At 70.3% G+C, this 24261-nt stretch carries 21 protein-coding genes and 1 tRNA gene; 7 read left to right on the forward strand and 15 right to left on the reverse strand.

The features are described from left to right. Positions 1–34: 34 nt before the first annotated feature. Positions 35–229: a hypothetical protein gene (locus ACICHK_RS13600; RefSeq protein WP_406837104.1), complete on the reverse strand. Its 195-nt coding sequence runs from the start codon at positions 227–229 to the stop codon at positions 35–37. Here ACICHK_RS13600 and ACICHK_RS13605 point away from each other — a divergent pair. Then, complete coding sequence (locus ACICHK_RS13605) at positions 222–485, forward strand: tyrosine-type recombinase/integrase (RefSeq protein ID WP_406837105.1); 264 nt, start codon at positions 222–224, stop codon at positions 483–485. The two genes, ACICHK_RS13600 and ACICHK_RS13605, sit on opposite strands and share 8 nt — an antisense overlap. Before the next feature lie 67 nt (positions 486–552). Here the strand turns inward: ACICHK_RS13605 and ACICHK_RS13610 are convergent. Then, positions 553–627, reverse strand: a tRNA-Val gene (locus tag ACICHK_RS13610). Positions 628–911: 284 nt separating this feature from the next. Here ACICHK_RS13610 and ACICHK_RS13615 point away from each other — a divergent pair. Both ACICHK_RS13615 and ACICHK_RS13620 read left to right on the forward strand, forming a co-directional pair. After that, complete coding sequence (locus ACICHK_RS13615; RefSeq protein ID WP_406837106.1) at positions 912–1748, forward strand: DUF4097 family beta strand repeat-containing protein; 837 nt, start codon at positions 912–914, stop codon at positions 1746–1748. A gap of 447 nt (positions 1749–2195) precedes the next feature. Next, a complete protein-coding gene (locus tag ACICHK_RS13620) occupies positions 2196–3584 on the forward strand; it encodes a hypothetical protein (RefSeq protein ID WP_406837107.1) in 1389 nt (462 codons plus the stop codon). A 120-nt stretch (positions 3585–3704) separates the two neighbouring features. Here the strand turns inward: ACICHK_RS13620 and ACICHK_RS13625 are convergent, their stop codons facing one another. From ACICHK_RS13625 to ACICHK_RS13635, 3 genes are all read right to left on the reverse strand, one after another. Then, a complete protein-coding gene (locus tag ACICHK_RS13625) occupies positions 3705–4838 on the reverse strand; it encodes an amidase domain-containing protein (protein ID WP_406837108.1) in 1134 nt (377 codons plus the stop codon). Positions 4839–5009: 171 nt separating this feature from the next. Then, a complete protein-coding gene (locus ACICHK_RS13630) occupies positions 5010–6308 on the reverse strand; it encodes a hypothetical protein (RefSeq protein WP_406837109.1) in 1299 nt (432 codons plus the stop codon). Between the two features lie 93 nt (positions 6309–6401). Beyond that, positions 6402–8435 carry a transglycosylase domain-containing protein gene (locus tag ACICHK_RS13635; protein WP_406837110.1) on the reverse strand — a complete coding sequence of 678 codons (2034 nt, stop codon included), beginning with the start codon at positions 8433–8435 and terminating at the stop codon, positions 6402–6404. Positions 8436–8804: 369 nt separating this feature from the next. Here ACICHK_RS13635 and ACICHK_RS13640 point away from each other — a divergent pair, with 369 nt between their 5' ends. Beyond that, entirely contained in the window at positions 8805–9032 is a 228-nt protein-coding gene (locus tag ACICHK_RS13640) for a zinc ribbon domain-containing protein (RefSeq protein ID WP_151468195.1), read from the forward strand. Between the two features lie 402 nt (positions 9033–9434). Here ACICHK_RS13640 and ACICHK_RS13645 read toward each other — a convergent pair whose 3' ends face one another. The 3 genes from ACICHK_RS13645 to ACICHK_RS13655 are packed head-to-tail and all read right to left on the reverse strand — an operon-like array spanning position 9435 to position 13986. Continuing rightward, the gene (locus ACICHK_RS13645; protein ID WP_406837111.1) at positions 9435–10262 is read right to left on the reverse strand and encodes an HAD family hydrolase; all 828 of its coding nucleotides are present in this window, start codon (positions 10260–10262) and stop codon (positions 9435–9437) included. After that, entirely contained in the window at positions 10262–12772 is a 2511-nt protein-coding gene (locus tag ACICHK_RS13650) for a phosphoribosyltransferase (protein ID WP_406837112.1), read from the reverse strand. The genes ACICHK_RS13645 and ACICHK_RS13650 overlap by 1 nt, the downstream gene beginning before the upstream one ends. A gap of 44 nt (positions 12773–12816) precedes the next feature. Further along, positions 12817–13986, reverse strand: coding sequence for an HpcH/HpaI aldolase/citrate lyase family protein (locus ACICHK_RS13655; protein WP_151468193.1), 1170 nt, complete (start codon positions 13984–13986; stop codon positions 12817–12819). 181 nt (positions 13987–14167) lie between these two features. Between ACICHK_RS13655 and ACICHK_RS13660 the strand changes: the two genes are divergently transcribed. Beyond that, a complete protein-coding gene (locus tag ACICHK_RS13660; protein WP_406837113.1) occupies positions 14168–15082 on the forward strand; it encodes a TerD family protein in 915 nt (304 codons plus the stop codon). 46 nt (positions 15083–15128) lie between these two features. On the opposite strand, the gene ACICHK_RS13665 is transcribed toward ACICHK_RS13660, so the two are convergent. The 6 genes from ACICHK_RS13665 to ACICHK_RS13690 form a co-directional block, all read right to left on the reverse strand. After that, complete coding sequence (locus ACICHK_RS13665) at positions 15129–15866, reverse strand: Tellurium resistance (protein WP_151468191.1); 738 nt, start codon at positions 15864–15866, stop codon at positions 15129–15131. A gap of 97 nt (positions 15867–15963) precedes the next feature. Continuing rightward, on the reverse strand, positions 15964–17112 hold the full coding sequence (locus ACICHK_RS13670; RefSeq protein ID WP_103548658.1) for a DUF475 domain-containing protein: 1149 nt from the start codon (positions 17110–17112) through the stop codon (positions 15964–15966). 138 nt (positions 17113–17250) lie between these two features. Next, positions 17251–17826: a TerD family protein gene (locus ACICHK_RS13675; RefSeq protein WP_151468190.1), complete on the reverse strand. Its 576-nt coding sequence runs from the start codon at positions 17824–17826 to the stop codon at positions 17251–17253. A 100-nt stretch (positions 17827–17926) separates the two neighbouring features. Next, positions 17927–18502, reverse strand: coding sequence for a TerD family protein (locus ACICHK_RS13680; RefSeq protein ID WP_151468189.1), 576 nt, complete (start codon positions 18500–18502; stop codon positions 17927–17929). 114 nt (positions 18503–18616) lie between these two features. Beyond that, positions 18617–19075: a peroxiredoxin gene (locus ACICHK_RS13685; protein ID WP_151468188.1), complete on the reverse strand. Its 459-nt coding sequence runs from the start codon at positions 19073–19075 to the stop codon at positions 18617–18619. Between the two features lie 240 nt (positions 19076–19315). Further along, positions 19316–19738, reverse strand: coding sequence for a DUF3052 domain-containing protein (locus ACICHK_RS13690; protein WP_406837114.1), 423 nt, complete (start codon positions 19736–19738; stop codon positions 19316–19318). Positions 19739–20202: 464 nt separating this feature from the next. Here ACICHK_RS13690 and aceE point away from each other — a divergent pair, with 464 nt between their 5' ends. Continuing rightward, positions 20203–22950: a pyruvate dehydrogenase (acetyl-transferring), homodimeric type gene (gene aceE / locus ACICHK_RS13695; RefSeq protein ID WP_406837115.1), complete on the forward strand. Its 2748-nt coding sequence runs from the start codon at positions 20203–20205 to the stop codon at positions 22948–22950. A 77-nt stretch (positions 22951–23027) separates the two neighbouring features. Further along, complete coding sequence (locus tag ACICHK_RS13700) at positions 23028–23807, forward strand: potassium channel family protein (protein WP_406837116.1); 780 nt, start codon at positions 23028–23030, stop codon at positions 23805–23807. Positions 23808–23913: 106 nt separating this feature from the next. Here ACICHK_RS13700 and ACICHK_RS13705 read toward each other — a convergent pair whose 3' ends face one another. Further along, positions 23914–24216, reverse strand: a complete 303-nt coding sequence (locus tag ACICHK_RS13705) for a small hydrophobic protein (protein WP_151468186.1) — start codon at positions 24214–24216, stop codon at positions 23914–23916. Positions 24217–24261 lie beyond the last annotated feature (45 nt).

Below are 24261 nucleotides of genomic sequence, written 5' to 3' on the forward strand. Positions count from 1 at the left end.
GAATGCGGCAAGCGATCTCGCGATCACTTGCCCATCAGGCAGGCGTGCACTTCTCCTTCACGGCCTTGTAGAAGTCGTCGGCGAACTCGTCCTCGGACATTGCCGAGGCGAACGAGGGGACGTGAATGGGGCGCTGTGGGTCATGCGCTCGGTAAGCAGTGCAGTACTCCTGGCGCTGCTTCTTGGTGCTCTCGTACCAGGCTGCTTCCCCTGGCGACCTGGTGTGCACTGGCTTGGGCTCTTCCTGCGCACACCCTGCGAGCAGGGCAGTCAGCGAAAGAGCCAGGACGGCTATCGATACGCGTCTCACACAGTCTCCCGGTGATGAAAGGGGTCTGCCGCACCATGCCCGACACGGCTGCGCGAGCCTACTCACCGCGGCCGACGTGGCGCCCCACGTCATGATGGAGATCCTGGGGCACAGCCAGATCGCCGTCACGATGAACGTGTACGCCCACGTCGTCCAGGACACGCAGCGCGAGTAGCGACAGCACTGATGTCAGATCTGGATGACAAAGGCCCCCGGCCGTGATCGGCTGGGGGCCTTTGTCCTGGTGGGCGCGGACGGTTTCGAACCGCCGACATCCGCCTTGTAAGGGCGGCGCTCTACCGCTGAGCTACGCGCCCAGGACGAGTCGACAGCCTACATCGCCCGGGGGGATGCCCCGCAAACCCGTATCGGGCGGGCGGGTGGCGGAGCCGGCGAGAAGGTGGAGCTGGAGGGGCCCGCCGGGCCGGGCGGCGGGAGTGGTGGGGCTCGGGTCGGTGGCCCGGGGGTTATCCCCACCTTTCGTCCGGGAGCGGCCCGGATCGTGCCGGGCCCCGTGGGTGCCTACCGTCGAAGAGACTTCGCCGACCGTCTCCGGTCAGGTGCCGAAGTCCTCGCGGACCGTCCCAGGGGGAGACCGATCATGACCCGTACACGTACACGCATACGCGCCCGCGGCACCGGGCGGAGCCCTGAGCGCGGCGCCACGAGCACCACCCGCGCCCGCGCCGTCGGCCTCACCGCCCTCGTGCTCGGGCTCGTCGCCGGTGTCAGCGCGTGCGGCGCGTCCGCCGGGGACGACAAGGAGCCCGAGCAGCGGTCCTTCGGGCTGCACGGGCGGACCCTGACCGTCGACTCGGACGACTCCGCGCTCGATCTGGTGGTGTCGGATTCCGCGAAGGCCGGTGAGGTCCAGGTCACCCGGTGGTTCCAGGGGCATGTCGCCCTCGGCGGGGATCCGAGGGTCACCTGGGCGATGGAGGACGGCGACCGGCTGGTGCTGCGGATGAAGTGCTCGGGTGTCGTCGCCGACTGCTCGGCCCGGCACCGGATCGTCGTGCCGCGCGGGGTGGCCGTGAAGGTCGAGGACGGGGACGGCCGGGTGAGCGCGAAGGGCTTCACGGAGGCGCTGAGCATTCGTACGGCGGACGGCGCGGTGCGGGTCAGCGATTCCTCGGGGGCGCTGGACCTGCGCAGTGGCGACGGCTCGATCCGGGCCGTCGGCGTGGACGCCCGCAGGGTGCGGGCCCGCACCGACGACGGCTCGGTGCGGCTCGAACTCGACGCCGTGCCGGACCTGGTGGACTCCCGCAGCGGCGACGGCTCCGTCTCGATCGTGCTGCCCCGGGCCACGTACCGGGTGACGGCCGGCAGCGGGGACGGCTCGGTCCACGTGGACGTGCCCCGCGACGGTTCCAGCCCCCACCGGGTCTCCGCGCACACCGACGACGGAAAGATCACGGTCCGAACAGCGAACTGACCGGCCCGTGTGTTCGTCTTCAACCGGTGGGAGAATGACAGCCGGGCAGGGCGGATGACAGCACGGGAGAGGGATGTGACGGCGACATCTTCGCGGCCGTATTCGCCGTTCGCGGGACCCGCGCGGCCCGCACACCCCCTCGACGGCCGCCGGCGGCCCCTCCCGCCACCACGCCCGACGTCGCCGACGTCCCCGACGGCATCGGCCGAGTCGACAGCACCGGGAGCACCGACCGCGTCGACGGAATCGGCAGAGTCCATGGCGTCGGCAGAGCCCGTGGCGTCGGCAGAGTCCATGGCGTCGATGGACTCGGGGTGGCCGCGCCAGCCGGAACGGTCCGGGCGGCCCGGACCGGTGGAGCGGCCCGGACCGGCGGAGCGTCCTGTTCCGTCGGAACGGTCCGGACGCCCTGCGCCGTCCGAGCGGCCCGTGCCGTCGGAGCGGTCGGTGCCGCCCGCCCGGTGGGCGCGCTCGGCCCGGGCGGCGCGCGCTCCCCGTCCCTCCGTCCGCGTCCGCCCCTCCGCGGCCCGTGACGTGCTCACGCTCGTCGCGCTACCCCTGCTGGCCGCCCTCGCCCTGCCCGCGGCCTTCGCGGGAGGCGGCACCCGGCGCTGGTTCGGCGGGCGGTCCGAGAGCCAGCGGGCCGAGGCGCAGGCCGCCAAGGACGCCGCCGCGGCGGCGTTCTACGAACTCGACACCGCCCAGCGCGACCTGCGGATCTCGATCGAGACGATCACGGCCGTGGACGACTCCCCGGCCGCCCGGCGCGCGGTCTCCGACTTCGCGGCGCTGGGGCGGCGGATCGACGAGGCCAGCCAGAAGTACATCACCGCCGTCGACGCCCACGATCTCGACCGGGACGAGCTGGAGGCGTCGGTCGCCGCGCGGGCCCGCGGCGAACTCGTCGCCGCGAAAGACGAACTGGTCCGGGTGAAGGCCGATCTGGACCGGTTCGAGCAGAGCCTCGAGCCGCTGCTCGGCAAGGCCGAGACCCAGCTCGCCCGGCTGGCCCCGGCCGTCGAGCGGGCCCGGCAGGCGCTGCTCGCCGCCTCGAACGCCCTCGATTCCGTACGGCGGTCGGGGCTGAGGGCCGACGACCTCGCCGCCCGGCTCGCCGCTCTGGGGCCCGAGCTGACCAAGCTCAACCAGGGCGCCGGGCAGCACGGCGTGGCGGAGACGCTGGAGCGTGCCGAGCGGGTCTCGCGGGAGGCCGCGGCGGTCCGCTCGGAGGCGGAGCGGCTGCCGGAGCGGGCCGCCGAGATCGATCACCGGCTCGTCTCGCTGCGGACCCGCGCGCAGGCGCTGACGACCCGCTCGGGGCAGGTGGATCCGGTGCTGAGCGAGTTGCGGCGGCGGTTCTCGGCGGCGTGCTGGCAGGACCTCCAGCACGTGCCGGAGCAGGCCGCGGAGAGCGTGCGGCAGGCCGAGGAGAAGCTGCGGGAGGCGCGGGCCGCGCGCGAGGCGCAGCGCTGGCCGGACGCGACCTCGCTGCTGGCGACGGTGCGCGCGCTGCTGAACAGCACCGACGAGGCCGTGTCCGCCGCCGGTGACCGGCTGCGGCGGCTGAACGCCGTGCAGAAGGACCCCCAGCAGGAGATCGACCGGACCCGGTTCGCGATCCGGGACGCGCAGCGGCTGGCCATGGCGGGCCGTACGACGCCCGATCCGCGGCAGGCCCGCCCGCTCGACGACTCCGTCGCCCGGCTCGACCGGGCCGTGGCCTCGCTGGAAGGCCGGCACCCCGACTACTGGCACTTCCTGACCGAGACGGAGGCCGTGCGGCAGACGGTGGCCCGTGTGGTCGCGCAGATCCGCGAGGAGCGCGGCGGCGCCTGAGGACCCCGGGAGGGTCCCTGGAACGCCCGGGGCGTCCTGGGGGCCCTCGCGCGGGGTCCTTCCCCTCGGCTCACCCCCGCGGGGCCCCGAGGAGCCGGCTGTGCGCCGGCCGGGCCGTGATCAGGTGCGGTACGCGTAGTACGCCGAGGTCGGGTACGCCGCGAGGAGGCTCGACACCGACCGGCGGTAGGTGTCGGTGTCGTGGTAGGTCACGTACGGGACCCCGCTCGCGCTCCGGTACGACGTGATCATGGAGTGGTCCTTGGACCCGTCCTTGTCGAAGTCCATCTGCATCACGTCACCGATGTCCATCTGGTAGACGTTCGCCAGGGGCGTGGAGCGCTTGGCGGTCTGGGTGAACCAGGACCACTCGTTGACGCCGACCCAGGTGTCGGTCTGGGTGGACGCCGTGTAGTTCCAGGTGCCGTACTCCTCGCCGGAGCTCGCGACCGTCGCCCAGCCGCCCGCCTTCAGGGACTGGCTGAGGTAGTTGGTGCAGTCGCCGCCGACGGAGTTGAAGCTGCGGTAGGCGGGGTTGTAGTTCTTCCAGTACGTCTCGGCGTACGTGGCCATGGCCGCGTAGTCGTACGGGCCGCCGGTGAGCGTCTTGGGGTTGGCGGGGGCGGGGTAGGTGGTCGCCGCCCGGGGAGCGTCGATGATGGCCATCGGGGTCACGCGGGATGCCGCGGTGACGGGCTGGTTGACCTGCCGGGGGCCCTTGTCCGTCGGGCGCTCGCCCGCCAGCTTCCAGCTGCCGTGCGGCCCCGCGGCGAAGGTCAGGACGTGGTGGGCGCGGAAGCCCGTGGTGGCGGGCTCGTCGCCGCGGATCTTCCGGTAGGTGAGGGTGGTGGTCTCGGTGACCCAGACGGTGGCCAGCCGGCCCGTGACCCGGGTCCGGTTCACGGTGACCTTCGTGTCGGCGGCGCTGTAGGCCTCGCCGAGGGCCGCGAGGCGGGACCGGGTGCCGTGCAGCGAGGAGACGGCGGTCTTCTCGGTGCGGGCGAGGGTGTCGGGCACCCGTATGCCCGCGGTGGTCGCCTTGAGGGCCGTACGGGCCGTCGGGGCCCCGTCCAGCAGGGCGGCCGTGCGGTCGGTGAACACGGCGTCGGCCACGCGGCCGAAGGCGTCGGCCGTCGACGCGGTCACCCGGGGAGCGGGGGCCGCCGCGTGGGCGGCGGTCAGGGGCAGCAGGAGGGCGGAGAGGGTGATCGCCCCCACGACGGAACAGCTACGGCTTAAGTTCTTCGGTGTCACTGATGATTCTCCTTGATCCCCGGTCGGACTCCAGGGAAGGGAATCTTTACATGTCCCACTCAACTGTGGGGAATCCGGGGGGAGTTCGCGCCGGGTGCAACCGAGTCCCTTATGTCGGAGGTAAGTTGATCTCAATGCGTGACCGGGAAATCACCGGACCGACGGCGGGCCCTACTTCACCACGGTCGACCAGTCCGGCGACTGGGCGGGGTCCAGGCCGCGCAGGCGCTCCAGGGTCTCGGGCTTCTGCACGTCGAGCCAGTCGGACAGCTCCCGGAAGGACACACAGCGAACGCCCTTCTTCGTGCACATGTTCTTGATGGCCTGGTCGACGGCCCTCATGTAGATGCCGCCGTTCCAGTCCTCGAAGTGGTTGCCGATGAACAGCGGTGCCCGGCTGCCGTAGTAGACGCGGTTGAAACCGGCCATGTAGGAGTCGACGGTCTGCTGCTCCCACTGCGGGTACTGGGCCGGGTCCCCCTCGGTCTCACCCTCGGACTGGTTGTAGAGGAAGTTGAAGTCCATGGACAGGCCTTGGTACTTGCCGTTCTCGTAGGGGAGCATCTGGAGCGGGAAGTCCCACACGCCCTCCTTCTTCTTGGGCCATATCTGGAAGTCGCCCGAGGAACTGGCGTCGTACTTCCAGTTGTACTTCTTGGCCGTGGCCTTCATCGCCAGGAGCAGGTTCTTCTGTCCTTCGAGACAGGGCGCGCGCCCGCCGCTGACGGCTTTGGCCGGGTCGAAGGGCAGTGCCGACAGGTCGGTGTAGCCGGTGTTGGTCTTCCACTTCTCCACGAAGGAGAAGAACTGGTCGATCTCGCTCTCCCACTCCTCGACGCTCCAGTCCCCGCCGCCCTTGTCGCCGCAGAAGTGGCCGTTGAAGTGGGTGCCGATCTCGTTGCCGTCCTTCCACGCCTTGCCGAGCTCCTCCAGCGTGGTGCGGATGTGCTCGCCGGTGGCGTAGCTGATGGCCGCCGAGCCCGGCGAGTGCATCGGCGGCTTGTAGAGGTCCTTCTTCTCCTTGGGCAGCAGGTAGATGCCGGTCAGGAAGAACGTCATGTGGGCGTTGTACTCCTTGGCCAGCTCCCGGTAGTGCGAGAAGAGCCGGTCGTCGCCCTGGAGGGCGCCGTCCCAGGAGAAGACGACGAACTGGGGCGGCTTCTCACCGGGCTTGAGCGGTACGGCCTTCAACTCGCCCTTCTGCGGGCCGGTGTAGGACGTGGAACCGTCGCCCAGCACATGGACCTTGCCGTCCCACACCGGTTCCTTCTTGGCCTTGGCGGGGCCCGGCCCGTGCGCGCGGGCGGACGCGGCCGGCGTGGTGTGGTCGGTGTTGAGGGCCAGGTAGGTGGCGGCCATGGACGTGACGACGAGGAAGGCCGTCATGGCCGCGAAGCCCTGGCGCGCGTTCGCGGCGGCAGAACCGGGATCGGACTCACGGCGTCGGCGCCGGCTGTGCTTCGAGTTCATACGGGGCACATTCTGCGAGGGGGACGGAAGGAGCTTGGCGCGGCCACCGGGTGGCCGTCGGCGGGGGCCGGACCGGACGGCCGGCCGACGGGATCAGCGGAGCGGGCTCATGGCACCGGACCAGATGCCGTACGGCACGTCGGCGACGGGTGCGCCGGCGATCCCCTTGAGCGGCAGCGGTTCGAGGCTCTTGGTCAGGTCGATACGGTAGAGGACCACCGCCGTCGACACGGAATCGTTCGAACCCACGTACCAGGCGGCCTTGTCGTCCAGCGTGGCGCCCCGCTTGCCGGCCACCTTCGCCGTGAGGGGTGCCGCGCCCGGGTGGCCGGTGCGGAAGGAGTCCGAGAGCGCCTCGGTGACCTGGCGGGCCACCTCCGCGCGCATCGCGCGATGGGGTGCGGGCATGTCCAGCCGGACGCGGGAGCCGTTGCGGGTGATGCGCTGGACCGAGTACGGCTCGTAGTGCCTCCCGTCGGCGTCGAAGGTGGCGTAGGCGCTGGCCATGCGGATCGCGCTGGGCGTGGCCGAGCCGAGGGACATGCCCGGCACCTGCGGTCCGATGCTGGAGGAGAGCAGGCCCGAGGCCTCGGCGGTCGCGCGCACCTTGTCCAGGCCGGCGTCCATGCCGAGCTGCATGAACGGGGTGTTCACGTTGGAGGCGAGGGCCGTGCGCAGCGTGATCTGGCCGTAGTTCTTGTTGCCCTCGTTGTGGGCGGCGACCTTCTTGCCGCTGCGGTCCCAGTAGGGGCCCTCGGGCGTGCTGACCGGCACGCCGTCGTTGCCGTCGTAGAGGGTCCCGGGGGTGACCGGGGTGGCCGTGCCCTCGCGGGTCTTGTGGACGCCGTTCTCCAGGGCGGCGGCGTAGACGAAGGGCAGGAAGGCCGAACCGGCCGGGACGGTGGTCGCGTTGGACTCGTTGTAGCCCTGCTTGCGGTGGTCGGGACCGCCGTAGACGGCGAGGACCCGGCCGTCGTCGGCGATCGAGGCGGCACCGTAGTGGGCGGCCTTCGCGTTGCCCGGGTCGTCCTTCTGCGCCGCCTTGCGGGCCTTGGTCACGGCGTCGGTGAGCGCGCTCTCGCGCTTGCGGTCGAAGGTCGTGTAGATCTGGTAGCCGCCGAGGTCGAAGTCCCGGTCGGAGATGTGCCCGGCCTTCTTGGCGTACTGGGTCGCCAGCTCGACCAGGTAGTCGCTCTGCTTTCCGGTGTCGTAGCTGCCGGTCTGCTTGATCGGCTCGGGGAACTTCGTGTACTTGGCCCGCTGGGCGGCCGAGAGCTTGCCGTAGTCGACCATGCGGTCGAGGATCCAGGCCCAGCGTTCCTCGGCGCGCTTGTGGTTGGCCTTGCTCAGGGTGGGGTCGTAGAGGCCCGCGCCCTTGAGGAGCGAGGCGAGCATGGCGCCCTCGCTGGCGTCGAGGTGGCTCACGTCCTTGCCGTAGTAGGCCTGGGAGGCCCGCTGGAGGCCGTAGGTGCCGCGCCCGAACCAGCTGGTGTTGAGGTAGCCCTCGAGGATGTCGTCCTTGCTCATCCTGTTGTCGAGCTTGAGGGCGATCATGGCCTCGGTGAACTTGCGGGTCAGCGAACGGTTCTGGGTCAGATAGACGTTCTTGACGTACTGCTGGGTGATGGTGGAGCCGCCCTGGGTGTCCCCCTGGCCGACCGTCTTCACCAGGGCGCGGGCCAGGCCCTTGGCGGAGATGCCGGGGTCGCTGTAGAAACTCTCGTTCTCCGCCGCGAGGACCGCCGAGCGCACGTCCACGGGTATGTCCTTCAGCGGCATGTCCTGACGCCGCACCCAGCCGGTACGGGCCATCGGGGTGCCGTCCGACCAGAAGTAGACGTTGTCCTGCTGGGTGGCATATGTGTTGAGGTTCTTGGGTATGTCCGTTGCGGCGTAGGCGATGACGAGCAGCGAGCCGGTCAGGCCTATGGACAGCGCGAAGGCGCCGAGCCACTGCCGCCAGGAGGGGAGCCAGCGCCGCAGGCCGGTCCTCCCGGGGCGCGGGTAGGCGGGTTTGAGGCGCCGGGCGAACGGCGCGAGCCGCGTGGCCAGCCGGGACAGCTTGGAGGGCTCCGCGGGCTTGCGGCGGCTTCCGCGGCCGCGCTGCGGTCCGGATGCGTTAGCCATGGCACACCCCCGCGTCCGAGCGGCCCAAGGGCAGGGGATTCAGGGCATCGGTGTGATGCCATGTCCTGGTCACGACTGCGTCTCCCTCCGCACTTCGGAATTGCGCGCGCGGGTAGTTGCAGCGGCCGCTTTCGCGGCTGCGAGCCCCCCTCCCCGACCTTGCGGCTCGTCGCGGCCCTATTAAATTATCAGCGACCAATCCAATCCCTTCGATCAGCAACGAGACAAAAAAGTTCAGGGGTCAACGGGCGTCCCTCGACAGCCCTCTTCGCCCAGCCGTCACCCCCGCCCCGGAGGCCCCGGCCCGCCACGCGCGACGAGGGCCCCGGAGCCCTCCGGACAGCGGCCCGCTCCGGCTAACCTGTGCGCATGCCTCGCTACGAGTACCGCTGCCGGACCTGCGGCGACACCTTCGAACTGAGCCGTCCCATGGCCGAATCGGCCGCCCCCGCGGCCTGCCCCGCCGGGCACGACGACACCGTCAAACTGCTGTCGACGGTCGCCGTCGCCAGGGGCGGTTCGGCGTCCGCGCCGGCCCCCGCGCCGCGTTCGGGCGGTGGCGGAGGCGGGTGCTGCGGCGGCGGCTGCTGCGGCTGACCGCGGAGATTTCTTACCGACTCTTCAGCCTCGCCCGGACCGGACCCGGCGTGTCGTGACGAAACGGCCCGGTCGCCCCCAACCCGTCCGCACCGGGACCGAGTTCCGCACATGTTCCACCGGGTGCCGAACCGGGCGCATCGCGGGCGGAATCTCCACCGGAATCCCCGTTCGCCGGGAAAGCACCGGAGTCGGGCACGACGGCTCGCGTTCCGAACGGGGTTCGGAATACCGGATGGACCCGGCCGGGCCGGTGTTCCGGAGGCGGAACCGCCCCGGGCCGGACCGTCCGGGAACCGGACGGTCCCGTGCCGGGTGTGCCCCGGGGTGTCTCACCCCGGGGCACACCCGGCACGGCGGCCGCGGGAACGAACCGGGACCAGGAGCGGGTTCCGGGGCCCCTCAGACCTGTCCCCGGCCCGCGCTGGCGCCCACGAACTCGCGCAGGATCCGCTCCCCCGCCATGACACCCCGCTCCGGGAGGGCGGTGATCGCCGGCGCCGTCCAGTCGGCCTCGGCGAGTTCACCGTGGCCCGGACGCCAGCCGCGGTCCGCCACGAGCAGCAGGTCGGCGTCGAGCAGCGAGTCCCCCGCGGCGAGGGTGAGGACGGCTCCGGTGCGGCGGGCGACCTCGCGCACGGCCGCGCTCTTGGTGAGCGGCTTCGGCACGGCGTAGATCTTGCGGCCCTGCAACGAGACCGTCCAGCCGCGGTTCTCCGCCCACACGGCCAGGTTCTTGACCCACTCCTCGGGGAGCAGTTCCCGCTCCACGACCAGATAGGCGAACAGGTCCTCGGCGATGCGGTGCTTGCGCGCCCAGAGCGGGTCCGCGGTCCTCTCCAGGTGCTCGCGCACCTCGTCGAGCGACGCGCACTCGGAGGCGAGCCGATCCTTCACGTGCGCGTGCCAGTCCGGGTCGGAGACGCCGTCGACGAGCAGGTGTCCGCCGTTGGCGCAGATCGCGTACGCGGGGGCGGGGCCGGGCAGGTTGATGCGCTGGTACTGCTTGCGGGTGCGGGTCGTGGTGGGCACGAAGTGCGCGATGTCACCGAGTTCGGTGAGCAGCGCGGCGGCCGTCTCCGTCATGTAGGAGAGGGGTTTGCTCTCGTGCACCTCGACGCACAGCAGCCGGGGCGCACGGGCGTCCGGCATGGTGAGGGCGAGGGCGGCGGAGGAGTAGATGAGCGTGCGGTCGAGGTCGCTGGCGACGAGTGCCTTGGGCAGGGACATCAGAGCGTCACCGCCTTGCCGTCGGCACCGGTCGCGCCGCGCGTGTACTTCGGGTGGATCAACCCGACGCAGGTGTAAGGGAGTTCCTCGACCTCCTCGACGGGCACCCCGCGCTGTCCGGCGAGCAGCCTGACGTGGTCGAGGTCGGCGCCCGCTCCGGCGCGCGCGAGGATCTTCCAGGGGACCCGGCGCAGCAGCACCCGGGTGGTCTCGCCGACGCCCGGCTTGACGAGGTTCACGTCGTGGATGCCGTACTCCTCGCTGATGCGCTCGACCGCCGCCCAGCCCTCCCAGGTGGGTTCGCGGTCCGCGGCGAGGAGTTCCTTCGCCCGGTCGCGGGCCGCTTCGGCGACGTCGGTGAAGTGGGCGGCGACGGCGTCCAGGAACTCGACGGAGACGTCGGAGCCGGCGAGCTCGCGGTAGAACTTCGCGCCGTGGAAGTCGTGTTCGCCGACCAGGTCGGAACGCAGGACGGTGCGCGAGATCAGCCCGGAGACGGTCGAGTTGAGGCAGGCGGAGGGGATGAGGAAGTCCTCGCGGGTGCCGTACGTGCGCACGCACGAGCCCGGGTCGGCGAGCACGGCTATCTCCGGGTCGAAGCCGGTGATGCCCTCGGCCTTCTCGAACTCCTCGATGGCGTCGGCGAGTTCCCGGGTGATGGCGCCCTTGCCGGTCCAGCCGTCGACGAAGACGACATCGGCCGGGTCGTGGTGGGCGGCGAGCCAGCGCAGCGCGTTGGCGTCGATGCCCCGGCCGCGGACGATGGAGACGGCGTAGTGCGGCAGGTCGAGGCCGTGCTGGTGCTGCGCCCAGCGGCGCATCAGGACCCCGACGGGGGTTCCGGCACGGGCCAGGGACACCAGGACGGGACGCGGGGACCGGTCGGCGAGCACGAGTTCGGTGACGGCGCCGACGGCCTCGGCGATCCGGGCGGCGGAGGCGGTGAGGGCCGCGTGGAAGAGCTCCTGGTACGCGGCGCTCGGCTGGTACTCGACCGGCAGCGACTCGGCGTAGTGGGCGCCGCCGCTCTGGATCGCCTCCTCGCGCTCCTCGGTCGGCGCCTCCAGCGTCACGTCCGACAGGTCCTGCAGCAGCCAGCCGACCTCGTCGGGGGCGTACGAGGAGAAGGCGGGGCCGCGAAGGGGCTCGGGCAGCATGAAGGGCCTTTCGGTGGACGGCCGTACGGGCACGTACGAGGGCACGACGGCGAGCAGGACGTGCGGGGTGTGCGCCGCCAACTGTGCCAACAGGCCGTCGGGAGCGTGCAGTTCGGGGGTGTCGGCGGTGGAGTCGACGACCGCCACGACCGCGTCGAAGCCGGCGCCCGCGACGTTGTAGGCGTAGCGCTCGCCGGGGCCGTCGTCCGGGTCGTCGTGGGCCGGGAAGGCGATGCGGCTGCGGATGGCGTAGCCGGGGTCGTCCAGGGCGAGCACCGGGGACCGGGTCGTGGTGGAGAAGCGCACCTCGGCGGGGACCGTCCGCTCCAGCTCGTGGGCCAGTCGCAGCGGCGCGTACATCAGCTCCTCGAAGCCGAGGACCAGGACGCGGCGCGCGTCGTCCGGCAGGGCGTCGGCGAGGCGCCCCGCCATGCCGGGCAGGGCCGCCTCCAGGCGTATTCGGTGTCCGGGGGTGAACCCGTGCCGTCCGCCGTCGGGGAGGCCGTGCGGCCAGCCGAGGCCGATGCGGACGGCCCGGCCCGCACTTTCGGGGGCGGGGGCGGGGGGCGTCGCCGGTTCGTGCCGGGCGACCAGGGCCGTCCCCTTCGCCAGGACGTCCTCGGGCAGGCGCACCGTCCCCGACGCGGCCGCGACCAGGTCCACGCGGGCGCCGATGTCCCCGGCGAACTCCTCGAAGCGCGCGTGGTCGGCCGGTGAGCGCATGTCGACCAGCGCCACGACGACGTACCGCTCGCGCGGGTAGCGCCGGTGCAGGTCGCGGATGGTGTTGAGGACGGTGTTGCCGGTGGAGAACTCGTCGTCGACGAGGACCAGCGGGCCGGAGCCGGCGAGCAGGCCCGGGTCCTCGGGAAGGAGGAGGTGCGAGGTGGCGTGCGAGTGGGACTCCTCGAAGCCGCCCGCCTGCCGTACCCCGGTGACCGGGCGGCGGGTGGAGTGGAGGTACGGGGCGACGCCCACCCCGTCCGCGACCGAGTGGCCGAGCCCGGTGGCCGTCTCGGCGTACCCGAGGACCACGGCCGCGCGGGCCTCCTCGGTGCCCAGCAGCTCGCGCACCCGCCGGCCGAGCTCGACGCCGTACCCGTGGACGACGGCGGGCGACTGCGGCACGTGCTTGCCGAGGACGTTGGAGACGAGCAGATGGGCGCGCTTGGGGTTGCGCCGCAGCGCGAGCCCCAGCAGGCCGCTCAGCTCCTCGTCGCCGACGAGCTCGACACCGAGCCGCTCGGCGACCCAGGTCCCGGTCCACACCGCGTCCCGCGCGTGGTCCGGGCCGCTCACGCCGTCCGGGCCGTTGCCGCCGGGGGGGTTCGGGTCATGCGCTGGGGTGTTCATCTGTTCCTTGCTGTCGGGGTTGCGCGCCGCTCGGACGGGCCGGCTCACGCCGGGAGTCCGGCGAGGAGCAGGTCGACGAAGCCGATGTCCTCGCGGGCGACCCCGAAGACCTCGGCGCGCAGCAGGGTCCGCTCGGCCCAGGCGCGATGCGGCTTCACCTCGTTCATTTTGTTCGTGTACGCCGATCTCAGTACACCCCCGCCGCAGCGTTCCGGCCTGAGGATGTCCTGGGCGTCGCTGAATTCCTCGTGGCTGACCACGGACAGGGCGTGCACGGGCGGCACGTGCGAGGGGTGGATGCAGGTCTTGCCCATCAGGCCGTTGGCCTGGTCGAGTGCTATCTCGCGCAGCAGCCCGTCCATGGCGTGTTCGAGCAGCTTCTCGCGCAGTTCCTCCGCCTGTCCCTCCAGGAAGGGGCTGCGGCGCAGCTGCGGCTTGAACATGCGCTCCGGGACGCGGAAGTACTCCCACACGGGCCCGGTGACGGTGAAGCCCGTGCCGTCGGCGCGCCCCAGCATGTTGACCACGTCGGCGATCACGGAGGCGACCACCTGGACGTCGTACGCGGTCATGTCGGGGGCGCGGCGCAGCCCGTAGGAGGAGCAGAAGTCCGTCACGCCCAGGCGCAGCGCGAGCACCCGGTCGCGGTACTTGTCGACGGCGCGGAAGATGCCCTCCAGGGTCTCCACGCGTGATTCGCGGTAGAGCAGTTCGGGCGACTCCAGGACGGGCATGGCGAAGAGCCGTCTGCCGCTCTCCGCCTCGGCGGCGGTGAGGGCCTCCAGGAAGGGCGTGCCGCGTTCCTCGGTGAACTTCGGCATCACGAATCCGGACAGCAGCCGGACGGCGGGGCCGAGGCGCCGCACGAGGTCGGGGATCTGTTCGGGGAAGCGGACCCGGACGAACAGCAGGGGCGTCTCGCCGGTGTCCGGGCGGGCCGCGAGGTCGGTGAACTGGCGGACCAGGTTCTCCTCGGCGCCCACGACCTCGGAGTCGTCGATCGAGTCCTCCAGGCACAGCACCATCGAGACGACGCCGCGTGCGGCCTGCTTGACGACGTCGTCGGCGAGCGTCGGCCGGGTCGCCGGGCTGTACAGCGTCGCACCGAGTGCGGCGGCGAGCACCCTGGCCGGGGAGTCGGACGTGAAGACGCCGGGCTCCTGGTGGAAGAGGCGCTGCCGCTCCTCCGGGGTGACATGACCGAAATGACGCATGGGACTCCCCCCGCGGCGGCTGGATGGCCGAATGTGATGTGGCCGGTAATAGTACGTACGCTTCCGTGTCGGGGATTCCCACCCCGTGTGAAGTTCGCGTTACTCAGCAGTGTCCATCACAGGCCGGTTCCGGAACGACCCCACATTGTCGTGACCAGGACCGACAAGGCAGGATGACCGCATGACGCACGCGATGCTGAAAGGGTCGAACGTCCCGCTGGACGCCACAGCGGTGCGCGCCGTCCTGCGCTGGACGCCCGGTCAGGGTGTCCCCGATGTCGATGCCTCCGCGCTGCTCCTCGGCCCCGGCGGTCGTGTGCGATCCGACGAGGACTTCGTCTTCTACAACCAGCCCCGCCATCCGTCGGGCAAGGTGTGGCGGCTCGGCAAGAAGCGCGGCGCCGAGGGCCTCACCGACACGATCCAGACGGATCTGACGGGTGTCGAGCCCGGTGTCGGCCGGATTCTGCTGGTCGCATCGGCCGACGACGTCACCTTCGACCGCGTACGCGATCTGCGCATCCTGCTGTACGACGCGGCCGTCGCGGACGGTGAACCTCTGGCGTACTTCGACATCAAGCCCGAGACCGGCGCGGAGACCGCGCTGATCTGCGGCGAGCTGTACCGGCGCGGTGACGGATGGAAGTTCCGGGCGCTCGGCGAGGGCTACTCCAACGGTCTGGTGGGGCTCGCGACCGATTTCGGGATCTCGGTGGACGAGTCCGCCGAGGCCACCGCGATGTCCGGTGCAGGGTCCGCGCCCCAGGCGGCCGCCTGGGCCTCGCCCGCCACGGCTCCGGAGACCTCGCTGCCGCTGCCGCCGGAGCATTCCGCCCCGGTCGCGCAGCAGCCGGCTCCCGTCCCGCAGCAGCCCGCCTACGGCTATCCGGGGCCCGCCGCGGCGGCCGCGACCGGGCCGGCCTACGGCTATCCCCAGCCCGCCGGGCCGCAGGCGGATCCTTCCGCCTACGGCTACCCGCAGCCGCAGAGCGCGCCGGTCACGCAGCCCGCGTACGGCTTCCCGCAGGCGGTGGGGTCGGGGCCGGACCCCGATTTCCGGCTGCCTCCGCAGGGGCCGCAGTTCATGAGCCGCTGAGTCCGGCGGGCGTGGACGCCGGCGGTCGGCCGGGCCCGGCCGACCGCTAACGGTCGGCCTTGGACTTGTACCCGCGGCCCCACTGGAGCCCCCAGCCGTAGAGGCGGTCGAGTTCGGCCTGGAAGCCGTACACGAACCTGACCTCGCGGCGTACGGTCACCTCGCCCTTGTTGCACTCGATCATGACGACGGCGCAGGAGCGGGCCTGCGGGTGGCGTTCCTCCAGGCCGATCTCGATGCGCGGGCCGTTGCTCGGATAGAGCGTGATGACGGCGTGCGTACGGTCGAAGGCCGGGGTCTGGTCGTAGATGTAGACGAAGACCAGCAGGCGTTTGATGTCGTCGCGGTGGTCGAGGTTGACGAAGGCCGTCTCGCCCGAGCCGGATCCGAAGCGGTCGTCGCCGCTGAGCTTCACGTAGGGCGGGGCGTTGAGTTCGCCGAAGAAGCTGCCGAGCGGCTGGACGACGCCCTTGGTGCCGTCCGTCAACTCGTACATGACGCCGAGGTCGAGGTCGACGTTGACCATGCTCTGGGTGTGCGCCTGGACCATCTCCGGCTTGAAGGTGCGCAGCGGATTGCGCAGCAGGCTGCCGCGCTGCGGCCCGCCGATGTCTGAGGTGCGCATCCGCCAGGACAGGTTGATGCGCAGGTTGCCACTGGCCGCGCCCTGTTTGGTGAGCGAGACCGTGTGGTTGCGCTTGGTCATTTCGATGGCGTTGGAAGCCGCGCTGCCGGAATCGAAGTCCGCCGAGCGGCCGCGCCACAGGTCCTGCCAGATGCCCATTCGGCCCCCCCACGTCTGTCGGTGTGCGACGGGGCGGCCGCGGAGGACTCGTCCTCCGCGGCCGCCCCGTTCAGAGCGTTCCTCGGGCGGGCGGGCGTCACACCCCGGACGAGACCTCAGCCTTCTCGTCCGAGGCCGGGGCTTTTCCCTCGGCCTCGGCGAGCGCCTTGTTGCGGCGCACGGAGGACCAGAAGGACCAGGCGATCAGGACGACGCCGACGAGTCCGGTGATGACCTCGTTGATCTCGTACTGGATGGTGACCATGAGGATCACGGCCAGGGCGCCGATCGCGTAGTGGGCGCCGTGCTCCAGGTAGACGTAGTCGTCGAGGGTGCCCTGGCGGACCAGGTAGACGGTGAGCGACCGGACGTACATGGCGCCGATGCCGAGGCCGAGCGCCATCAGCACGATGTCGTTGGTGATGGCGAAGGCGCCGATGACCCCGTCGAAGGAGAAGGAGGCGTCCAGGACTTCCAGGTACAGGAACATGAAGAACGCGGCCTGGCCGGCGAGGACGATGGCCGGCTTCTGCTTGCCGGTGCGCTCGGCCTCCTCCTCCGCCTCGTGCTCCCGCTCCTCCTCTTCCTCGAGCCTGTCCTCGAAGTAGCCGGAGAGTCCGCCGACGATCATGTACGTGATCAGACCGGCGATGCCGGAGACCAGCACCGTCTGCGCCTTGTCGGCGTGGCCGCCGCCGTGCTGGTGGGCGTGGACCGCGAAGGTCATCGAGGTGATCAGCAGGACGATCAGGGCGATGCAGACCGACAGCATGTCGACCTTGCCGAGCTTGGCCAGCGGACGCTCGATCCAGCGCAGCCACTGGATGTCCCGGTCCTCGAAGATGAAGTCGAGGAAGATCATGAGCAGGAACATGCCACCGAAGGCGGCGATCGACGGGTGGGCGTCGGTGACCAGCTGCTGGTACTTGTCCTTGTCGTTCAGCGCGAGATCGACCGCGTCGATCGGGCCGATCTTGGCGCTGATGGCGACGATCACGACGGGGAAGACCAGACGCATGCCGAAGACGGCGATCAGGACACCGACCGTGAGGAAGATCTTCTGCCAGAAGGCATTCATCTTCTTCAGGATTCCGGCGTTGACGACCGCGTTGTCGAAGGAGAGCGAGATCTCCAGGACGGCCAGGATCGCCACGATGCCGAAGGCGGTCCACCCCCCGTAGACGGCCGCCGCGGCCAGACCGAGCGCGGTGATCGCGAACGACCAGCCGAAGGTTTTCAGAAGCACTGGCTACCCAATCATCGTGTGTGGTGGGGGCACCCCCAAGCGGTGGCCCGGAGAGTACGCATCCCCCGCGCCGTACTCGGCTTTACCTACTGTTGACCACGAAGTCTAAGGGGCCGCCTTCGGCTGATACAGGTGGGTCTAGGAAACATTGACCCCGAAGTCGAGTGCGATGCCCCGCAGTCCCGACGCGTACCCCTGACCGACCGCCCGGAACTTCCATTCGTTGTTGTACCGGTAGACCTCGCCGAAGATCATCGCGGTTTCGGTGGAGGCGTCCTCGGAGAGGTCGTAGCGGGCGAGTTCCTGACCGTCGGCCTGGTTGACGACACGGATGAAGGCGTTGCTGACCTGGCCGAACGTCTGGCCGCGGTTGTCCGCGTCGTGGATGGAGACCGGAAAGACGATCTTGTCGACGACAGCGGGGACCTTCGCGAGGTCGATCAGGATCGACTCGTCGTCGCCCTCGCCCTCACCCGTGAGGTTGTCGCCGGTGTGCTCCACGGAGCCGTCCGGGCTCTTGAGCTGGTTGTAGAAGATGAACCACTCGTCCCCGAGCACCCGGCCGCCGCTGCACAGCAGGGCGCTGGCGTCGAGGTCGAAGTCGGCTCCGGTGGTGGAGCGCGCGTCCCAGCCGAGCCCGATCATCACATTCGTGAGGTTCGGTGCGGCCTTCGAGAGGGAGACATTGCCCCCCTTGGCGAGCGTGACGCCCATGATGCTGGTCCTCCCGAGGTGCTTTCTTCTTTTGGTACGGCCGGTCCGGTGCCGCACCGAGGCGGTGCGGCACCGGACCGGGATGCCCGAGGGCCGTGGCTCAGACGTTGACGCCGAAGTCCTGCGCGATGCCGCGCAGGCCCGACGCGTAGCCCTGGCCGATGGCGCGGAACTTCCACTCCGCGCCGTTGCGGTAGAGCTCGCCGAAGACCATCGCGGTCTCCGTCGAGGCGTCCTCCGAGAGGTCGTAGCGCGCGATCTCCGCCTCGCCGGCCTGGTTCACCACGCGGATGTAGGCGTTGCGGACCTGGCCGAAGGACTGCTGGCGGCTCTCGGCGTCGTAGATGGAGACCGGGAACACGATCTTCGCGACGTCGGCGGGAACGGCGGCGAGGTTGACCTTGATCTGCTCGTCGTCGCCCTCGCCCTCACCGGTGATGTTGTCACCGGTGTGCTCCACCGAGCCGTCCGGGCTCTTCAGGTTGTTGAAGAACACGAAGTTCTGGTCGGTGCTGACCTTGCCGTCCGCGTTCGTGAGGATGGCGCTGGCATCGAGGTCGAAGTCCACGCCGGTGGTGGTCCGGGCGTCCCATCCCAGACCGACGATGACCGCGGTCAGTCCCGGGGCCTCCTTCGACAGCGATACGTTGCCGCCCTTGCTGAGGCTGACTCCCACGAGTCCTCCCAATGGTGTTCAGGGGCGGGGAGCCCCGTAGGTGCGTTGGTATCGGATCAACGGTTCGATCCTAGTGACGGGTTCCCGTGCCTTGCAGGCCTTGGGACCGAAGAATCACAGGGTGTCGAGCGCCTTGACGTACTCGTTCAGGTCACGCGCGTCCGGCAGGGCGTTGACGACGGTCCAGCGGACGACGCCCTCCTTGTCGATGATGAACGTGCCGCGCACGGCGCAGCCCTTGTCCTCGTCGAAGACGCCGTACGCGCGCGAGATGTCGCCGTGCGGCCAGAAGTCGGAGAGCAGCGGGTACTCCAGGCCCTCCTGCTCGGCGAAGACGCGCAGGGTGTGGATGGAGTCGTTGGAGACCGCGAGGAGCTGGGTGTCGCGGTCGGTGAACTGCGGCAGGTTGTCGCGCAGGGAGCACAGCTCGCCGGTGCACACGCCGGTGAAAGCGAAGGGGTAGAAGAGCAGCACCACGTTCTTCTCGCCACGGAAGTCGGACAGCCTCACGGTCGCGCCGTGGTTGTCCTTCAGCTCGAAGTCCGGTGCCTTGGTGCCGACCTCGACGGCCATAGTCACTCGCTTCCCTTCCAAGGGTCTGTTCGGGTGACGACCAGCGTACGCAGTGATCGCCCCCGGGCGACGGCGCGACCCCCCGCAGGGCACCCGGGCGCGCGGGAGGCCGCCCGCCCCGGCCGGCCGGCGGACGGGGCCGAGAGCCCCGCCGGGGCGGCCCGGGGCATGCGTGAGGCCCCCGCCGAGGTGGCTCGGCGGGGGCCTCACGGATGCTCTGCTTGCAGACGGGGCTGCAGTTCAGCGCTTGGGGGTGGCCAGGCGGGTGCCCGACCATTCCTTGCCGACGGAGATGCTCTTCCTCTGGGTGAGGCCGGCTGTCTGTGCGGCATCGGTGATGTCGCTGGGCTCGACGTAACCGTCCCTGCCGGTCTTCGGGGTCAGCAGCCAGATCATGCCGCCGTCCTCAAGGAGACCGATGACGTCCACCAGTGCGTCCGCGAGATCGCCGTCCTCGTCCCGGAACCACAACAGCACCACGTCTGCGACGTCGTCGTAGTCCTCGTCGGCCAGTTCCTGGCCGATCAGCGATTCGATGCCTTCGCGGAGCTCGTGGTCAACGTCGTCGTCGAAGCCGATCTCCTGGACCACCTGTCCGGGCTCGAACCCCAGCCTGTCGGCCGGGTTGGTCCGCTCCTCCGCGTGGTCCGCGGTCGCGCTCACGGCTTGCCTCCTGATCGTGTTTCGGAATTAGGGTCTCCCCCCGCTCGTCCGGAGCCGGGGGATCTCAGCCACGCGTGTACGCGAAGCGTTGGCCGTAGTCCACACGGGCGGAGCGGATCGCGCAAGTACCCGGCCGTCGAGACCGCCGAAACGGTGACGATCCTGGCAGTGCCGACGCAACTCCCGACGGGCCATCATGACGCCACGTGACGGGCACCACACACTTCTGCCCCATTTGTTCCCTTCGGAACCCTCGGAACGTGCGAAAGCCGAACGGCTTTGCGGAACGCGTCACCCCCTGAGCGTATCGTTACGTTTTGGTCGAGACCGTCCCAACGATCCGCACGAACGTCCGGGTTACCCCTTGGTAGAGATGACGTACGCGTTCGCGGGGTACACGATGGGGATCGGTGCAGATGCAGGGAAAAACCACGAAGACAGCCCTCTGACAGCGAAGGAACAGCGTGGCTTCCGGATCCGATCGCAACCCGATCATCATTGGCGGCCTTCCCAGCCAGGTCCCGGACTTCGACCCTGAGGAGACTCAGGAGTGGCTCGACTCCCTCGACGCCGCCGTGGACGAGCGCGGCCGCGAACGGGCCCGCTATCTGATGCTGCGGCTCATCGAGCGGGCCCGTGAGAAGCGCGTGGCCGTGCCCGAGATGCGCAGCACGGACTACGTCAACACGATCGCCACCAAGGACGAGCCGTTCTTCCCCGGCAACGAGGAGATCGAGCGCAAGGTCCTCAACGCGACCCGCTGGAACGCCGCGGTGATGGTCTCCAGGGCGCAGCGCCCCGGCATCGGCGTGGGCGGTCACATCGCGACCTTCGCCTCCTCCGCCTCGCTCTACGACGTCGGCTTCAACCACTTCTTCCGCGGCAAGGACGAGGGCGACGGCGGCGACCAGGTCTTCTTCCAGGGGCACGCCTCCCCCGGCATCTACGCGCGCGCCTATCTGCTGGACCGGCTCACCGAGGCCCAGCTGGACGGCTTCCGCCAGGAGAAGTCGAAGTACCCCGACGGGCTCTCCAGCTACCCCCATCCGCGCTCCATGCCGGACTTCTGGGAGTTCCCGACGGTCTCCATGGGCCTCGGCCCGCTCGGCGCGATCTTCCAGGCGCGGATGAACCGCTACATGGAGGCGCGCGGCATCGCGGACACCTCCACGTCACACGTCTGGGCGTTCCTCGGCGACGGCGAGATGGACGAGCCGGAGTCGCTCGGCCAGCTCTCGATCGCCGCGCGCGAGGGCCTGGACAACCTGACCTTCGTCGTGAACTGCAACCTCCAGCGCCTCGACGGCCCGGTGCGCGGCAACGGCAAGATCATCCAGGAGCTGGAGTCGCAGTTCCGGGGCGCCGGCTGGAACGTCATCAAGCTGGTCTGGGACCGCACCTGGGACCCGCTGCTCGCGCAGGACCGCGACGGGGTGCTCGTCAACCGGCTGAACACCACGCCGGACGGCCAGTTCCAGACGTACGCCACGGAGACGGGCGCGTACATCCGCCAGCACTTCTTCGGGGACGACCACCGGCTGCGCGCGATGGTCGAGAACATGACCGACGACCAGATCCTGCACCTGGGGCGCGGCGGTCACGACCACAAGAAGATCTTCGCGGCGTTCTCGGCGGCCAAGGCGCACGCGGGCCAGCCGACGGTGATCCTGGCGCAGACGGTCAAGGGCTGGACGCTCGGCCCGAACTTCGAGGGCCGCAACGCCACGCACCAGATGAAGAAGCTGACGGTCGCCGACCTGAAGGGGTTCCGCGACCGGCTGCACCTGCCGATCTCCGACAAGGAGCTGGAGGACGGCGCGCCGCCGTACTACCACCCGGGCCGGAACTCGGAGGAGATCCAGTACATGCACGACCGCCGCAAGAGCCTCGGCGGGTACGTGCCGACGCGCGTCGTGCGGTCGAAGCCCCTGGCCCTGCCCGACGACAAGACGTACGCGACCGTGAAGAAGGGCTCGGGCCAGCAGTCCATCGCCACCACCATGGCGTTCGTACGACTGCTCAAGGACCTCATGCGGGACAAGGAGATCGGCAAGCGGTTCGTGCTGATCGCGCCCGACGAGTACCGCACGTTCGGCATGGACTCGTTCTTCCCGAGCGCGAAGATCTACAACCCGCTCGGCCAGCAGTACGAGTCGGTGGACCGCGAACTGCTGCTCGCCTACAAGGAGTCGCCGACCGGCCAGATGCTGCACGACGGCATCTCGGAGGCGGGCTGCACGGCCTCGCTGATCGCCGCGGGCTCGGCGTACGCCACCCACGGCGAGCCGCTCATCCCGGTCTACGTCTTCTACTCGATGTTCGGTTTCCAGCGAACGGGTGACCAGTTCTGGCAGATGGCCGACCAGTTGGCGCGCGGTTTCGTCCTGGGCGCGACCGCCGGACGGACGACACTGACCGGTGAGGGCCTCCAGCACGCGGACGGCCACTCCCAGCTGCTGGCCTCCACGAACCCGGGCTGCGTCGCCTACGACCCGGCGTTCGGCTTCGAGATCGCGCACATCGTCCAGGACGGTCTGCGCCGCATGTACGGCTCGTCCGAGGAACACCCGCAGGGCGAGGACGTCTTCTACTACCTCACCGTCTACAACGAGCCGCTCCAGCACCCGGCCGAGCCGGAGAACGTGGACGCCGAGGGCATCCTGAAGGGCATCCACCGCTTCCGCGAGGGCACCGCGGGCACGATCCCCGCGCAGATCATGGCCTCCGGCATCGGCGTCACCTGGGCCCTGGAGGCGCAGAAGATCCTCGCCGAGGAGTGGGACGTGCGGGCCGACGTCTGGTCGGCGACCTCCTGGAACGAACTGCGGCGCGAGGCCGTGGAGGTGGAGCGGCACAACCTGCTGCACCCCGAGGAGGAGCAGCGCGTCCCGTACGTGACGCGGAAGCTGTCCTCCGCCCAGGGCCCGTTCGTGGCCGTCTCCGACTGGATGCGATCGGTTCCCGACCAGATCGCCCGGTGGGTGCCCGGCACCTACCAGTCCCTCGGCGCGGACGGCTTCGGCTTCGCGGACACGCGCGGCGCGGCCCGGCGCTTCTTCCACATCGACGCGCAGTCGATCGTGGTCGCCGTACTGACCGAACTGGCCCGTGAGGGCAAGGTGGACCGGTCGGTGCTCAAGCAGGCCGTCGACCGCTATCAGCTGCTCGACGTGAGGGCGGCCGACCCGGGACCCGCGGGCGGCGAGGCGTAGCGGCGGACAGGAGCGACGGGGGGCGGCGGGCCCACGGGTCCGCCGCCCCCCGTGCGTTTTCTCCCTACGATGCGGGCATGAGCGAAGAATCCGCCCAGGCCCGTTGGGAGCTGCGCACCCAGCGGCCCCTGCTCGTCCTCGCGGTGGCGTTCGCCCTCGGGTACGCCGTACCGATCGTGGACAGTGACGCCGGCCGTCCGGTGACACTGACCTGCACGCTGGTGGAGTGGGTCGTGTGGGGGGCCTTCGCCGTCGACTATCTCGTCCGGCTCGCCCTCGCCCCGCGGCGCCTGGCCTTCGTCCGCGGCCACTGGCTGGACCTGTGCGCCGTGATCCTGCCGCTCCTGCAGCCGCTGCGGCTGCTGCGGCTCGTCTCCACGCTGCTGCTGGTGGGGCGGCGCGCCCGGATGGCCTCGCAGATCCGGCTGACGACCTATGTGGGGGGCGCGGTGGTCGGCCTGCTGATGTTCGGTTCGCTCGCCGTGCTGTCGGTGGAGCGGGACTCGCCGAACGGGAACATCAAGACGCTGGGTGACGCGGTGTGGTGGTCGTTCACGACGATGACGACCGTGGGGTACGGCGATCACGCCCCGACGACGGGGATGGGCCGTGTCCTCGCGGTCGGCCTGATGCTCTCCGGGATCGCCCTCCTCGGTGTGGTCACCGCGAACATCGCCGCCTGGTTCATCTCCCGGTTCGAGAAGGACGACGTGGAGGAGCGGAAGCAGACCGCGGCGATCGAGGCGCTCACGGCGGAGGTGCAGGCCCTGCGGGCCGAGGTCGCCGCCCTGACCGGCGGCCAGGGGATCCTGCCGCGTCCCCTGTCACCGGGGCCGGAGGAACATTCCCCGAACTAGTCGGGGGGCGGACCGTGAGACGGGGCGGGGCCTCTCGTACAGACCGGTGGGCCCGTGCGCCGCGGCACGGCGCACGGGCCCACGTCCTGATGTCGGCCCGGCCGGGTCAGAGCAGGCCGTTGCCCGCGCCGCCCGCCAGCCAGATGACCGCCAGGAGGGTGTCGATCGCTCCCAGCACCAGGGCTATCAGTGCCGGCACCGGCCCCGAGCCGGTCCAGCGGCGGCCCATGGCGAGCCACCCGCAGACCATCGCGGCCGGTCCGAGGACGATCCCCAGGGTGAAGAAGCCGGCCACCGCGCACACGGTGCCGACGATCCCCAGGGTCGCGCTGTCCGGCCCGGTCCGTGCGCCTGTACGGCCACGTGAACGGGGGTGCCTGCGCGTACCGTTTCCGAAGCCCGCCATCATCCATCAACTCCTGAACTCCCGTGACCTGTCGGTCGGTTCGGGTCG

The organism is Streptomyces sp. AHU1 (assembly GCF_045343905.1).
GTDB classification, from domain to species: Bacteria; Actinomycetota; Actinomycetes; order Streptomycetales; family Streptomycetaceae; genus Streptomyces; species Streptomyces triticiradicis.

Bases quoted from the DNA above. Each gene is read 5' to 3' on its own strand.
- ACICHK_RS13665 (WP_151468191.1), bottom strand. From the start codon at position 15,866: ATGGGCATCTGGCAGGACCTGTGGCGCGGCCGCTCGGCGGACTTCGAT.
- ACICHK_RS13685 (WP_151468188.1), bottom strand. From the start codon at position 19,075: ATGGCCGTCGAGGTCGGCACCAAGGCACCGGACTTCGAGCTGAAGGAC.
- ACICHK_RS13675 (WP_151468190.1), bottom strand. From the start codon at position 17,826: ATGGGCGTCACGCTCGCCAAGGGGGGCAATGTCTCCCTCTCGAAGGCC.
- ACICHK_RS13700 (WP_406837116.1), top strand. From the start codon at position 23,028: ATGAGCGAAGAATCCGCCCAGGCCCGTTGGGAGCTGCGCACCCAGCGG.
- ACICHK_RS13655 (WP_151468193.1), bottom strand. From the start codon at position 13,986: ATGCGTCATTTCGGTCATGTCACCCCGGAGGAGCGGCAGCGCCTCTTC.
- ACICHK_RS13645 (WP_406837111.1), bottom strand. From the start codon at position 10,262: ATGTCCCTGCCCAAGGCACTCGTCGCCAGCGACCTCGACCGCACGCTC.
- ACICHK_RS13615 (WP_406837106.1), top strand. From the start codon at position 912: ATGACCCGTACACGTACACGCATACGCGCCCGCGGCACCGGGCGGAGC.
- ACICHK_RS13630 (WP_406837109.1), bottom strand. From the start codon at position 6,308: ATGAACTCGAAGCACAGCCGGCGCCGACGCCGTGAGTCCGATCCCGGT.
- ACICHK_RS13635 (WP_406837110.1), bottom strand. From the start codon at position 8,435: ATGGCTAACGCATCCGGACCGCAGCGCGGCCGCGGAAGCCGCCGCAAG.
- ACICHK_RS13705 (WP_151468186.1), bottom strand. From the start codon at position 24,216: ATGATGGCGGGCTTCGGAAACGGTACGCGCAGGCACCCCCGTTCACGT.
- ACICHK_RS13660 (WP_406837113.1), top strand. From the start codon at position 14,168: ATGACGCACGCGATGCTGAAAGGGTCGAACGTCCCGCTGGACGCCACA.
- ACICHK_RS13650 (WP_406837112.1), bottom strand. From the start codon at position 12,772: ATGAACACCCCAGCGCATGACCCGAACCCCCCCGGCGGCAACGGCCCG.
- ACICHK_RS13640 (WP_151468195.1), top strand. From the start codon at position 8,805: ATGCCTCGCTACGAGTACCGCTGCCGGACCTGCGGCGACACCTTCGAA.